Source organism: Micromonospora sp. WMMD987 (assembly GCF_029581435.1).
Taxonomy (GTDB): Bacteria; Actinomycetota; Actinomycetes; order Mycobacteriales; family Micromonosporaceae; genus Micromonospora; species Micromonospora rifamycinica.
In genome coordinates this window covers 6,197,352-6,209,885 of the sequence record NZ_CP120861.1, presented here as the reverse complement: position 1 = coordinate 6,209,885, position 12,534 = coordinate 6,197,352, and the positions used below count along the sequence as shown (strand labels likewise).

The following is a 12,534-nucleotide window of genomic DNA, read 5'->3' as shown; positions in this document are numbered from 1 at the left end:
GGCCGACCCCGGCCCCGACATGCTGACCGGGCCGGACGTCGCCGTCGTCGGGGCGGGACCGGTCGGGTTGGCGATCGCCTGGCGCTGCGCCGCCCGTGGCCTGCGGGTGGTCGTGCACGATCCGGCCCCCGGCTCCGGTGCGTCGCGGGTCGCCGCCGGCATGCTCGCCCCGGTCGCCGAGGCCTACTTCGGGGAACGGGAGCTGACCGGGCTGCTCGTCGAATCGGCCGCCCGCTGGCCGGGCTTTGCCGCCGACCTGACCGCCGCCGCCGGCACCGGGTTCGGACACCGCACGGACGGAACCCTGGTGGTCGGGCTGACCGGGGACGACCTGGCCGAGGCACGCCGGCTCTGGACGTACCAGCAGGGGCTGGGACTGCCGATCAGCGCGCTGCCGCCCTCGCAGCTCCGCGACCGCGAACCGGCGCTGACCCCCCGGCTGCGCGGCGGGGCGGTCGCCCCCGGCGACCACCAGGTCGACCCGCGCCGGCTGGTCGCCGCGCTGCGGACCGCCGCCGAACGGGCCGGCGTGACCCTGCTTCCCGGCGCGGTGACCCGGCTGGCCGACCTGGTCGCGCCGGTCGTCGTGGTCGCCGCCGGGTGCGGCGCCACCGCGCTGACCGGGCTGCCGGTCCGCCCGGTCAAGGGCCAGGTGCTGCGGCTGCGCGCGCCCGACCACCGCCCGCCCGGCTTCCGGCACGTCATCCGGGGGTACGCCGACGGCGAGTCGGTCTACCTGGTCCCCCGGGACAGCGGCGAGGTGGTGGTCGGGGCGACCGTGGAGGAACGCGCCGACACCGAGGTGACCACCGGGGCGGTGCTGCGGCTGCTCCGGGCCGCCGTCGACCTGGTCCCCGAACTCGCCGAGTACGAGCTGGTCGAGGCGACCGCCGGGCTGCGCCCCGGCACCCCGGACAACGCACCGGTCCTCGGGCCACTGCCCGGCCGGCCCGGCGTGCTCGCCGCCACCGGCCACCACCGGCACGGCATCGTGCTCACCCCGGTCACCGCCGACCTGATCACCGAGCTGATCGTCACCGGGAAGCCGGACCCGCTGCTCACCCCGTTCACCGCCGACCGGTTCCACTGAGGAGGACACGTGCGACTGATCGTCAACGGCGTCGACCGTGAGCTGACCGGCGGCGCGACCGTCGCGGACCTGGTCGCCACGGTCACCGGGCAACGGCGCGGGCTCGCCGTCGCGGTCAACGGCGAGGTGGTGCCCCGGGGCGGCTGGCCGGTCACCCCGCTGCGCGACGGTGACCGGGTCGAGGTGCTCAGCGCCGCCCAGGGCGGGTGACCCCGATGCCCCTCACCATCGCCGGACAGACCTTCACCTCACGGCTCGTCCTCGGCACCGGCGGCGCGGCCAACCTGCACGTGCTGGAACAGGCGATCCGGGCCTCCGGCACCGAACTGGTCACCCTCGCCCTGCGCCGGGTCGACACCGCCCCCGGCACCGCCGGCGGACTGCTCGACCTGCTCGACCGGTGCGCGGTGAAGCTGCTGCCCAACACCGCCGGCTGCTACACCGCCGCCGACGCGGTGAAGGTGGCCCGGCTGGCCCGGGAGGCGTTCGACACCGACTGGGTCAAGCTGGAGGTGATCGGCGACGAACGCACCCTGCTCCCCGACGGGGTGGAGCTGCTGCGGGCGGCCGAGGAACTCGTCGCCGACGGCTTCGTCGTGCTGCCGTACACCTCCGACGACCCGGTGCTGGCCCGTCGGCTGGCCGACGTCGGCTGCGCGGCGGTGATGCCGGCCGGTGCCCCGATCGGCTCCGGACTGGGGGTGACCAACCCGCACCACATCCGACTGATCCGGCAGAGCGTCGACGTGCCGGTGATCCTCGACGCCGGGATCGGCACCGCCTCCGACGCGGCGCTCGCCATGGAGCTGGGCTGCGACGGGGTGCTGCTGGCCAGCGCCGTCACCCGGGCCGCCGACCCGCCGGCGATGGCCACCGCCATGCGGTACGGCGTCCGGGCCGGGCGGCTCGCGTACACCGCCGGCCGCATTCCCCGCCGCTTCCACGCCCTCGCCTCCACCCCCGACGACGGAAGACCCGACCTGTGACCCGCCCCCGCCCCCTCGACGGCTGCCCGCCCGCGCCTGCGTCCCCGCCCCCCGCTGTACCTGCGCTCCCACCTGTGCCTGCGCTCCCACCTGTGCCTGCGCTCCCACCTGTGGCGGCGTCTGCGGCCTGGGCGGGGGCTAGTAGATCTTGGAAGAAATCGGCCCCCCAGGGGGCCACCTGCTTCCAAGATCTCTGCACCGGCAACGGCGTCGAGGCCCGAGGGGGCGCCGTCGGGAGGTGGGTCGGTTGGTGACCGGGACGGTGCGGACGGGGCCGGGGGCGGGGCGGGGCGACAGTCGGCCGTCGGGGGTGCTGCTGCTGACCGACCGGCGGGCGGCGCGGACGGACCTCGTCGACGTGGTCGCGGGGGCGGTGCGGGGTGGGGTCCGCTGGGTGGTGCTGCGGGAGAAGGACCTGCCCCGCGCCGAACGGGCCGCCCTCGCCGTCGACCTGCGGGCGGTCCTGGCCGGGAACGGCGGCACCCTGATCGTCGCCGGCCCCGACCCGCTCGAAGACGGCCCCGACCCGCTCGAAGACGGCCCCGACCCGCCCGGCCCGGACCCGGGTGGTGCCGGTGGGGCAGTGCATCTGGCGGCGGCCGGGCCGTACCCGCCGCCGGCCGTGCGGCTCGTCGGCCGGTCCTGTCACGACCCGGCCGAGCTGGCCCGACTCAGCACCGAGCACTACGTGACGCTCTCGCCGGTCTGGACCACCCGCAGCAAACCCGGCTACGGCCCACCCCTGCACCCGGACGGGCTGCGCCGGCTGGTCCGGCTCAGCCCGGTGCCCGTCCTCGCCCTGGGTGGCATCGAGACCCCGCAGCAGGTGACGGCCTGTGTCGAGGCGGGCGCGGTCGGGGTGGCGGTGCTCGGCGCGATCATGCGGGCCGCCGATCCCACCGAGACCGCCGCGACCCTCACCAGCGCCTTTGCCCGCAGCCCGATCAGCGACGCGGGCCCCGAGGAGGGGACATGACACCGACGACCGTGCTGACCATCGCCGGCTCCGACTCCGGCGGCGGTGCCGGCATCCAGGCCGACCTCAAGGTCTTCGCCGCCCTCGGCGCGTACGGCACCAGCGTGCTGACCGCCGTCACCGCGCAGAACACCCGGGGCGTGGACGCCGTGCTGCCGCTGCCCCCGCGCACCGTCACCGAGCAGCTCGACAGCGTGCTCGCCGACTTCGCGGTCCGGGCGGTGAAGACCGGGATGCTGGGCACCCCGGCGGTCGCCGACGCGGTGGCCGAGGCGGCGAAGGCGGGCCGGCTGCCGCACCTCGTCGTCGACCCGGTGCTCGTCGCCACCAGTGGACACCGGCTCGGGGTGGTGGCGGCGGTCGAGCGGCTGCTGCCGTACGCCCGGGTGGCGACGCCGAACTGCGCGGAGGCCGCCGCCCTCACCGGACGCCCGGTGACCACGGTCGGGGAGATGGTCGAGGCGGCACAGACGCTGGCGGCCGGCGGCCCGGAGTTCGTGGTGGTCACCGGCGGCGACGTCGACGCGGGCGGCGAGTCGGTCGACGTGCTGGCCGGCGGCACGACGACCACCCTGCTCCGCGCGCCCCGGGTGGACACCCGGCACAGCCACGGCACCGGCTGCTCGTTCTCGGCGGCGATCGCCGTCCGGCTCGCGGCCGGCGACCCGGTGCCGGTCGCGGTCGCCACCGCCAAGGAGTACGTCACCCGCGCGCTGACCGGCGGGCGGGACTGGGAACTGGGCGCGGGACGCGGCCCGCTGGACCACTTCGGCTGGTCCCGATGACCATCAGGGAGGCTGTCATGCAGGCACGTCGCAAGGTCTACGTCGAGGGATCCCGGCCGGACGTCCGGGTGCCGTTCGCCGAGGTGGAACTGACCGGGGACAACCCGCCGGTCCGCCTCTACGACACCTCCGGACCCGGCTCGGATCCGCAGGTGGGGCTGCCGCCGCTGCGCGGGCCGTGGATCGCCGAGCGGGGCGACGTCGCGCCGGTCCGGGGGGCCGGCACCCCGCTGGCCGGCGTCGACGCGAAACGCCCCACCCAGCTCTGGTACGCCCGCGCCGGGGTGGTCACCCCGGAGATGGAGTTCGTGGCGATCCGGGAGGGCATGCCGCCGGAGGTGGTGCGGGACGAGATCGCCGCCGGGCGGGCGGTGCTGCCGCTCAACGTCAACCACCCCGAGTGCGAACCGGCGATCATCGGTAGGGCGTTCCTGGTGAAGGTGAACGCCAACATCGGCACCTCGGCGGTGACCTCGTCGGTCGCCGAGGAGGTGGAGAAGCTGACCTGGGCCACCCGCTGGGGCGCGGACACCGTGATGGACCTGTCGACCGGCAAGCGGATCCACGAGACCCGGGAGGCGATCGTCCGCAACGCGCCGGTGCCGATCGGCACGGTGCCGATCTACCAGGCGCTGGAGAAGGTGGGTGGCGACCCGGTCAAGCTGAGCTGGGAGGTGTTCGCCGAGACCGTCATCGAGCAGGCCGAACAGGGCGTGGACTACATGACGGTGCACGCGGGGGTGCTGCTGCCGTACGTGCCGCTGGCGGTGGACCGGGTCACCGGGATCGTCTCCCGGGGCGGCTCGATCATGGCGGCCTGGTGCCTGGCGCACCACGAGGAGAACTTCCTCTACACCAACTTCCGGGAGCTGTGCGAGATCCTCGCCCGGTACGACGTGACGTTCTCCCTCGGCGACGGGTTGCGGCCCGGTTCGATCGCCGACGCCAACGACGAGGCCCAGTTCGCCGAGCTGCGTACCCTCGGCGAACTGACCCGGATCGCCTGGGAGTACGACGTGCAGGTGATGATCGAAGGTCCGGGCCACGTGCCGATGCACAAGATCAAGGAGAACGTGGACCTCCAGCAGGAGTGGTGCCACGAGGCCCCGTTCTACACCCTCGGCCCGTTGACCACCGACATCGCCCCGGCGTACGACCACATCACCTCGGCGATCGGGGCCGCGATGATCGGCATGTTCGGCACCGCGATGCTGTGCTACGTCACCCCGAAGGAACACCTCGGGCTGCCCGACCGGGACGACGTGAAGGCCGGCGTGATCGCGTACAAGATCGCGGCGCACGCGGCCGACCTGGCCAAGGGGCACCCCGGCGCGCAGGCCTGGGACGACGCGCTGTCGAAGGCGCGGTTCGAGTTCCGCTGGGAAGACCAGTTCAACCTGTCGCTGGACCCGGAGACCGCCCGCTCCTACCACGACGCGACGCTCCCGGCGGAGCCGGCGAAGACCGCCCACTTCTGCTCCATGTGCGGCCCCAAGTTCTGCTCCATGAAGATCACCCAGGAACTGAAGGAGTACGCCGCCCAGGGCATGCAGGGCAAGTCGGCCGAGTTCCGCTCCGCCGGCAACCGCGTCTACCTCCCCCTGGCCTGACCCTTCCACCTTCCCGCCCTCCTCGCCCGCCCCGCCCTCAGCCGTCGTGATCAGGAGGTCTGCGTCAACTGTGCGCGGAAGCCTGACGCAAACCTCTTGATCATCGTCGTGGTCGTGGTCGTGGTCGTGGTCGTGGGCCGGGGGAGGGAGCCGGGGGCCGGGGTGGGTGGGTGGGTCAGTCGCGGTGGTGGCGGCCGCTGGTGCGTAGTGAGCGGCGACCGCTCTCCCGTTCCGGTTCGTTGTCGGCCAGCGGCTTGCTCAGGCCGGCGACCCAGTCGACGTACTCGTCGTCGGGGGTCGCCTGCGCTGCGGTCCGGTCGTCTGCCTGCTCGACCTCGGTCGGTCGGTTACGCCGGAACAGTCCACGTCGGCCCTTGGTCTTTCCGGCAATTTTCCGATCGTCGCTGTCCGTCGGCATGGTGTCGACGGAATCCGGGGCGGCGGGCTTCCCCGCCGGCGGGGTGTCGGCGGGGGAGGTGCTCGCCTCCCAGCGGAGGTTGACCGGCCCCGGGGTCTCCGTCCGCCCGGTGGTGTCCGGCTCGGGAAACGGCAGGGCGGCCCGGGGCGGCCCGGGGTGGTCGGCGTCGACCGGTCCACCGGTACCGCTCAGGTCCGGCAGTTGGTGGCGGGGGCGTGGCATGCCCTCGACCCCGTCCGGCGTGACGTGTCGCAACCCGGCCACGGGCGGTACCGCCCCGGCGGTGGGCACGGCGGCCGGCATGCTGGGTGCGCTGTCCGGCCCTGTGCTGTCCGGCGCTGCGGCACCGGTCGGTGCGGACCGGGCGGTAGGCCCGGATCGGGTGGCGGCGGATCGCCTTCCGACCGTCTCGTCGGCGTCGGTCGGGGTGGCAGGCCCGGATCGGGTGGCGGCCGGGCGGTCCCCGTCGGTGTCGCCGCCCCCGGCTGCCGAGGTCGGGGCGGTTCGCTCGGTGGAACCGGCCGGGGTGCCGGCGGTGGCGGCCGTGGCCCGCCTCGGTCGAGACGCGGGAGCGGGTTCGTCCCCGCTGGCCGGTGAAGCGGCCTGCCCCTGCCCGGCAGTCGCGTCCTTGGTTCGTGCGGACCCGGTTCGTGCGGACCCGGTTCGTGCGGACCCGGTTCGTGCGGACCCGGATGGGGACGGCTCTGCCGGGGTCGGTTCGGGTCGGGCGGGCTCGGACACGGCCGGGGTCGGGACCGACCGGGCCGATCCGGGTGGGGTCCGCTTCGTCCGGGCGGGCGTGGCTGGCGTCGGTTCGGTCGAGGTCGATTCGGCCCGGGACAGACCGGTCGGGGCCGGGGCGGGCGTCGACAGCGGCCCCCCGGTTGGAGCGGGTGCGGGTGCGGAAACCGGTGGCGGCGTCAACGCAGACGCCGGTGCGGGAGAGGAAGCAGGTGCGGGAGCGGGAGCAGAGGCCGGAGCGGGAGCGGGGCGGATCGTCGGTCGGTCGGTGACGGTGGCGGCGGGATCCGGCCAGTCCCAGTGGGCCGGGGTACCAGCCGGGCCGGATGAGCCGGAATCGACGCTCCGGCCGACCACACCCAGATCCACGGTGACCGGCTCGTCCGCCAGCGCGGCGGCCGGAACGCTTCCCTCCGCCATGGCTCCGGCCGGGACGGTTCCCTCGGTCGTGGCCCGGGTCGGGCCGGGCACGGCGGGCAACGGCGCGAGGATGTCGGTCGGCTCGATCACCCCGTCCCGGTCACCGGCGGCAGGGCGGGCGGGCAGCAGCGGCCAGCGCACCAGCGCGGCGGTGGTCGAGCCGAGCGCACCGGCGACGACCGCGATCAGCGCGCCGTAGTACGGGGCGAGCTGGTAACGGTCCGCCGGGTCGCCCGGCCCGGCGGTCAGGTAGGCGAAGGCGAGCAGCATCGGGCCGGCCGCGCCGGTGGCCCCGCCGATCAGCGGGACGTGGCCGCGCCGTCGGGCCAGTCCACCGGTCACCGCGCCGGCCACCAGCGCGACCACGGGCAGCACCACCGGCGCCAGCCACCGGGCCCGGTCCGGGCCGAGCCAGGTCGGCTCCAGCACCCCCAGCCGTACGGTGCGCAGCGGCCCGGTGGACAGCACCCCCGGCGCGGCCGAGATCGACGCGAGCAGCCAGACCGCGCCCGCCAGCAGGGCGACGTTCCCGCCCAGCGGGGGGCGTAGCAGGACGGCCGCGGCGGCACCCGCGCCGACCACCGCTCCGGCGACCGCGCAGATGCCGACCGCCCGGACCGGATCGACGCCGCCCAGTTCGGCGGCCCGTGCGGGCTGCATGCAGAGCGGGGCGACGACCAGCGCCCCGAGCGCGGCGACACCGGAGATCGCCAGGTGTACCGGGGTGGTCCCCGGCAGTCCCTCGCGGCGGGCGAGCCGGCCGGTAAGGACCGCGCCGACCACGGCTGCGGTCGCCGCGAACCAGCCGACCCAGGCGAGCTGGGCCAGCCACCGGTTGACGTCGGGGAAGTCGCCGGTGAGTCGGACGATGCCGAAGCCGTACGCGATGCCGAGCTGGCCGGCCCCGGCCAACATGCTCACCCCGAGTGCGGTGAGCAGCAGTCTGCCCCACGTCCGAAAGGCCATGTCGGGCACGTTACGGCCCGGTGCGCCCGATCGCCACTGCGGCGCGGCGCGGCCGGGACCAGCTGTTACCCAAGCGCTACCAGTGACTACTTCAGCTCGACCAGACGGGCCAGGTAGGTCGTGTCCCCGACATTGGTGAGCATGTGGACCGCGCCCGGATCCCGGTAGACCACGCCGCCGGTGGGTTCGTCGGCGTCGATCCGGGTGCCGTCGATCGTCTGCACCACGTTCCTGGCACCCTCGATGGCGATCACCAGGTACGGGTGGTCGTGCCGATGCAGCGGCTGCCGCTCGCCCGGGGCCAGCCGGATGTGCCACACCCGGACCCGGTCGTTCTCGTAGACGATCTCCTGGCCGACGGGGCCGAGTTCGAGGTCGTGGGATGCGGTGGTCATCGGCTTCCGTCCAGTTGGGGGAGCACCTCGGCGGCGATGAGCTCCAGGTGGTCGAGGTCGTCGAGGTCGATCAGCCGCAGGTGGACCCGGGTGGCGCCGATCGCGGCGAACTCGCCGATCCGGTCGACCAGGTGGGCCGGGGAGCCGACCACCGGGTCCTCGGGCGGCAGGGCGCTCTTGACGTGCAGCGGCGCGGCCCGACGACGGGCCTCGGCGTCGGTACGCCCGACCGCCACCACGATCCCGGCGGAGAACACCAGGGGGGGACGTCCCGAGTCGGCCCGGCCGGCCCGGTCGCAGGCCTCCCGTACCCGGTCGTACGCCTCGGCGGTCTCCTCGACCGACGTGAACGGCACGTTGAACTCGTCGGCGTACCGGGCGGCCAGGTCGGGGGTGCGCTTCGGACCGCGACCCCCGACGATCACCGGTGGACCCGGCTGCTGGACCGGTCTGGGCAGGCCCGGGGCGTCGACGAGCCGGTAGTGCTCGCCGGCCCAGCTGTAGGTCTCGCCGACCGGGGTGCGCCACAGCCCGGTGATGATCTCCAACTGTTCGGCGAGCCGGTCGAAGCGTTCGCCGACTCCCGGGAAGGGGATGCCGTACGCGACGTGCTCCCGTTCGTACCAGCCGGCACCGATGCCCAGCTCGACCCGTCCGCCGCTCATCTGGTCCACCTGGGCGACCATCACGGACAGCGGGCCGGGCAGCCGGAAGGTGGCCGAGGTGACCAGGGTGCCCAGCCGGATCCGGGAGGTTTCGCGGGCGAGCGCGGCCAGGGTGAGCCAGGCGTCGGTGGGGCCGGGCAGCCCGGGCTCGTCGCCCATCGCCCGGTAGTGGTCGGCCCGGAGGAACCCGTCGAAGCCGCCGTCCTCGCAGAGCCGGGCGAACCGGAGCTGGTCGTCGTAGCTCGCGCCCCGGTGCGGCTCGGTGAAGACGGCCACCCGCATGGTCATCGTCCCTCCATCCCGGCTGTCGTCGGCAGATCCCGTTCCATCAGCAGTTCGTGCAGGTCGGCGCTGACCCGGGCGACGTCGGCGAGGTGGGCGTTGCGGCCGAGGGTGCGGGGGCGGGGGATGTCCACGTCGACGATCCTGCGGATCCGCCCGGGGCGGGGACTGAGCACGACCACCCGGTCGGCCAGCAGCACCGCCTCGTCGATGGAGTGGGTGACGAAGACGACGGTCGCCCCGGTCTCCATGTGCACCCGTTGCAGTTCCCCGGAGAGTTCCTCGCGGGTCAGCGCGTCCAGGGCGGAGAAGGGCTCGTCCATCAGCATCACCCGGGGCTGGCCGATCAGGGACCGGCACAGCGACACCCGCTGCTGCATGCCACCGGAGAGCTCGTGCGGAAGCCGCTTCTCGAAGCCGGCGAGGCCGGAGAGTTCCAGCAGCTGACGGGCGCGGTCGCGGTGCTTGGCCCGGCTCCAGCCGAAGATCTCGGCGGGCAGCAGCACGTTGTCGAGCACGGTGCGCCAGGGGAGCAGGGCCGGCTTCTGGAAGAGCATCGCGACGTCCCGGCGGGGCCGGGTGATCGGGCTGCCGGCGACGGTGATCTCGCCGCCGGTGACCGGAAGCAGCCCGGCGATCATCCTGAGTAGAGTGGACTTGCCGCAGCCGGAGCGGCCGAGCACGGCGACGAACTCGCCCTCGGCCACGTCGAGGTCGATGCCGCGCAGCGCCTCGACCCGCCCCGAACGGCCGTCGAAGGTACGCGACACATCGGACAGTCGGATCATCGCCGTCGGTCTCCCCTGAGTCGGCGGTCAGGAATCTGACAAGGGTATCCCCAGCGTGCTGGCTGCTCACCGTCCGGGGTGGAGTGGAGTTGTTTCCGTTCCGCAACCCGATCCGCCTGGTGTGGTGACGGTAAGTGTCTCGTACGCTGTGCCAGCGAAGAGTCCCTTCACGACGGCGGTCCGGTGCCCCCTCACGCCGTGCCGCCGACCGACAACCCCCTCCGGGTACACCGCCCGGTCGGAAAGGACATGGTGCACAGATGACAAGGCTGACCCGCACGGTCGCCGCGGCCACCCTGGCCACCGCCCTCGCCCTGGTCTCCGCCTGCAGCGGCGGGTCGGAGTCGGCGGACGCAAAGCCCGGCGACGGCACGTCGCTGGAGAAAGTGACCTACCTCACCTCGTTCGGCAACTTCGGCCGCGACTCCTACGCCTGGGTGGCGAAGGACAAGGGCTTCTTCAAGGAGGCCGGCTTCGACGTGGAGATCAAAGCCGGCCAGGGCACCGGCGCGGTCATCCAGACCATCGTCGGTGGCCAGGCCGACTTCGGCCCGATCGACCTGACCGGTGGCCTGCTCCAGGTCGGCAACGGCGTGGCCAAGGACTTCGTGGCGGTGGCCGCGATCCAGCAGCGCACCATGGCCGCCATCGTCTCGGTCGAGGGCAAGAACATCGCCACCCCGAAGGACCTGGAAGGCAAGAAGCTCGCGGACACCCCCGGCTCCGTCGTGCGCAACCTCTTCCCGACGTACGCCCGGATGGCGGGCGTGGACTACAACAAGGTCACCTGGGTCAACGGTGAGGCGCAGACCCTGATGGGCACGCTGGCCTCCGGCCAGGTGGACGGCATCGGCCAGTTCGTCGTCGGCCAGCCGACCGTCGAGGCGGTCACCAAGAAGAAGCCCGTCGTGCTGCCGTACAGCAACGTGATGCAGGACCTCTACGGCAACGCGCTGATCACCTCCAGCAAGATCGCCAAGGAGAAGCCGGAGACGGTGAAGAAGTTCACCGCCGCGCTGCTCAAGGGCCTGGAGTACGCCCTGGCCAACCCGCAGGAGGCGGCCGAGATCCTGAAGAAGAACGTGGCCACCACCAACCCGGCCGCCGCCGCTGCCGAGTTGCAGCTGATGGCCGGTTACGTCCGCTCCAGCAACTCGGGCACCGCCATCGGCACGCTGGACAGCGATCGGGTCGCCAAGAGCATCGCCATCCTCCAGGGTGCCGGCGCGCTCAAGTCGAACATCACCCCGGACCAGGTCATCGACTTCAACCTCGTACCGAAGGCCTGACCGGCACCGCGGTGCCACGGGGGTGCGATCCAGCGGGACGACCGGTGGGTCGCACCCCCGTCGTGTGCCGGCCAGCGTGCCGGCAGGAGAGGAGGACCCTGTGACGGAGTCGATCCGGACCCGTCCCGTACCCGGGTCGGCCGGACCGCCGACCGCCGTGCCGACCGTGCCCCCGACGCCCGGCCGGTCACCCTGGTCCCGGATACGTCCCGCGACGGTCGGCCTGCCGCTGCTCGGCCTGGTGGTCACGGTGGCCGTCTGGTGGGTGGTCACCTCCGGGCTGCACCTGGTGCACCCGGCGTCCCTGCCGCCGCCGCAGGCGGTCGGGACGTCACTGACCTCCTCGGCGGACGTGCTCTTCCCGGCGCTGGGCACGACCACCCTGATGACGCTGCTCGGCTTCCTGCTGTCGACGGTCGCCGGGGTGCTGATCGGGATGGCGCTGGCCGCCTCCCGGCGGGCCGAACGGATGTTCGCCCCACTGCTGGTGGCGATCAACGCGGTGCCGAAGATCGCGCTGGGGCCGCTGCTGGTGGTCTCGGTCGGCTGGGGGACCAAGCCGATCCTGACCATGGTGTTCCTGCTCTGCTTCTTCCCGATCGTGCTCTCCACCGCCACCGGGCTCACCACCACCCCGGCGGACCTGGCCGAACTGGCCCGGTCGCTGAACGCCTCCTGGTGGCAGTCGTTCCGCAAGGTGCGGTTCCCGGCCGCGCTGCCGCAGATCTTCGTCGGCCTGAAGGTGGCGATGCCGCTGGCCGCGATCGGCGCGGTGATCGGGGAGTTCTACTCCGACAAGCCGGGCCTGGGCTTCCAGATCCTCCAGTACAACGGGGTCGGCGACACCGCCACGGCGTGGGCGGCGATCGTGCTGATCGCGGCGATGAGCATCGCGCTCTACTCGGCGCTGTCACTGGTCGAGCGGCTGGCCCTGCCGTGGGTCCGGGCCACCACCTCGGCCCGCTGACCCCAGCGGCGGCGACCACGGAGCACCGACGGGTCGACCCCCGAGGCGGGGGTCGGCCCGTCGGTCATGGCCGGACACCCGGGCCGTGCACACCGTGGACGCCCCCGGGGGCGAGCCGGCCCGGCAGGTGACGAGCCCGGCCCGGTAGCCCGTGAG

12 protein-coding genes are annotated in these 12,534 nt (G+C 73.7%); 8 read left to right on the top strand and 4 right to left on the bottom strand.

The window, feature by feature from the left end; genetic code table 11:
• Positions 1 to 19: 19 nt before the first annotated feature.
• The 6 genes from thiO to thiC all read left to right on the top strand — a co-directional run bounded on the left by thiO (position 20) and on the right by thiC (position 5,447).
• A complete protein-coding gene (thiO, locus tag O7612_RS26330) occupies positions 20 to 1,090 on the top strand; it encodes a glycine oxidase ThiO (RefSeq protein ID WP_282268300.1) in 1,071 nt (356 codons plus the stop codon).
• A gap of 9 nt (positions 1,091 to 1,099) precedes the next feature.
• Positions 1,100 to 1,300 carry a sulfur carrier protein ThiS gene (gene thiS / locus O7612_RS26325; protein ID WP_282268298.1) on the top strand — a complete coding sequence of 67 codons (201 nt, stop codon included), beginning with the start codon at positions 1,100 to 1,102 and terminating at the stop codon, positions 1,298 to 1,300.
• Positions 1,301 to 1,305: 5 nt separating this feature from the next.
• Positions 1,306 to 2,076 carry a thiazole synthase gene (locus O7612_RS26320; protein WP_282268297.1) on the top strand — a complete coding sequence of 257 codons (771 nt, stop codon included), beginning with the start codon at positions 1,306 to 1,308 and terminating at the stop codon, positions 2,074 to 2,076.
• Positions 2,077 to 2,326: 250 nt separating this feature from the next.
• The gene (locus O7612_RS26315; protein WP_282268296.1) at positions 2,327 to 3,052 is read left to right on the top strand and encodes a thiamine phosphate synthase; all 726 of its coding nucleotides are present in this window, start codon (positions 2,327 to 2,329) and stop codon (positions 3,050 to 3,052) included.
• A complete protein-coding gene (gene thiD, locus O7612_RS26310; protein ID WP_282268294.1) occupies positions 3,049 to 3,837 on the top strand; it encodes a bifunctional hydroxymethylpyrimidine kinase/phosphomethylpyrimidine kinase in 789 nt (262 codons plus the stop codon). Before O7612_RS26315 ends, thiD begins: the two co-directional genes overlap by 4 nt.
• Before the next feature lie 17 nt (positions 3,838 to 3,854).
• A complete protein-coding gene (gene thiC, locus O7612_RS26305; RefSeq protein ID WP_282268293.1) occupies positions 3,855 to 5,447 on the top strand; it encodes a phosphomethylpyrimidine synthase ThiC in 1,593 nt (530 codons plus the stop codon).
• A 175-nt stretch (positions 5,448 to 5,622) separates the two neighbouring features.
• On the opposite strand, the gene O7612_RS26300 is transcribed toward thiC, so the two are convergent.
• From O7612_RS26300 to O7612_RS26285, 4 genes are all read right to left on the bottom strand, one after another.
• The gene (locus O7612_RS26300) at positions 5,623 to 7,992 is read right to left on the bottom strand and encodes a hypothetical protein (protein ID WP_282268291.1); all 2,370 of its coding nucleotides are present in this window, start codon (positions 7,990 to 7,992) and stop codon (positions 5,623 to 5,625) included.
• A gap of 86 nt (positions 7,993 to 8,078) precedes the next feature.
• Positions 8,079 to 8,387, bottom strand: coding sequence for a cupin (locus tag O7612_RS26295; protein ID WP_282268289.1), 309 nt, complete (start codon positions 8,385 to 8,387; stop codon positions 8,079 to 8,081).
• Positions 8,384 to 9,334 (bottom strand): LLM class F420-dependent oxidoreductase, encoded by a 951-nt coding sequence (locus O7612_RS26290; RefSeq protein ID WP_282274062.1) that lies wholly within the window; start codon positions 9,332 to 9,334, stop codon positions 8,384 to 8,386. The genes O7612_RS26295 and O7612_RS26290 overlap by 4 nt, the downstream gene beginning before the upstream one ends.
• Before the next feature lie 2 nt (positions 9,335 to 9,336).
• Positions 9,337 to 10,122, bottom strand: coding sequence for an ABC transporter ATP-binding protein (locus O7612_RS26285; RefSeq protein ID WP_282268286.1), 786 nt, complete (start codon positions 10,120 to 10,122; stop codon positions 9,337 to 9,339).
• 260 nt (positions 10,123 to 10,382) lie between these two features.
• On the opposite strand from O7612_RS26285, the gene O7612_RS26280 reads away from it, so the two are divergent.
• Complete coding sequence (locus O7612_RS26280) at positions 10,383 to 11,411, top strand: ABC transporter substrate-binding protein (RefSeq protein WP_282268284.1); 1,029 nt, start codon at positions 10,383 to 10,385, stop codon at positions 11,409 to 11,411.
• Between the two features lie 100 nt (positions 11,412 to 11,511).
• Positions 11,512 to 12,378, top strand: a complete 867-nt coding sequence (locus O7612_RS26275; RefSeq protein ID WP_282268281.1) for an ABC transporter permease — start codon at positions 11,512 to 11,514, stop codon at positions 12,376 to 12,378.
• Positions 12,379 to 12,534: the final 156 nt, after the last annotated feature.

Coding starts and splice junctions, on each gene's coding strand:
- O7612_RS26295 (WP_282268289.1), bottom strand. CDS start 8,387: ATGACCACCGCATCCCACGACCTCGAACTCGGCCCCGTCGGCCAGGAG.
- thiD (WP_282268294.1), top strand. CDS start 3,049: ATGACACCGACGACCGTGCTGACCATCGCCGGCTCCGACTCCGGCGGC.
- O7612_RS26285 (WP_282268286.1), bottom strand. CDS start 10,122: ATGATCCGACTGTCCGATGTGTCGCGTACCTTCGACGGCCGTTCGGGG.
- O7612_RS26290 (WP_282274062.1), bottom strand. CDS start 9,334: ATGCGGGTGGCCGTCTTCACCGAGCCGCACCGGGGCGCGAGCTACGAC.
- O7612_RS26320 (WP_282268297.1), top strand. CDS start 1,306: ATGCCCCTCACCATCGCCGGACAGACCTTCACCTCACGGCTCGTCCTC.
- O7612_RS26300 (WP_282268291.1), bottom strand. CDS start 7,992: ATGGCCTTTCGGACGTGGGGCAGACTGCTGCTCACCGCACTCGGGGTG.
- thiO (WP_282268300.1), top strand. CDS start 20: ATGCTGACCGGGCCGGACGTCGCCGTCGTCGGGGCGGGACCGGTCGGG.
- O7612_RS26280 (WP_282268284.1), top strand. CDS start 10,383: ATGACAAGGCTGACCCGCACGGTCGCCGCGGCCACCCTGGCCACCGCC.
- thiC (WP_282268293.1), top strand. CDS start 3,855: ATGCAGGCACGTCGCAAGGTCTACGTCGAGGGATCCCGGCCGGACGTC.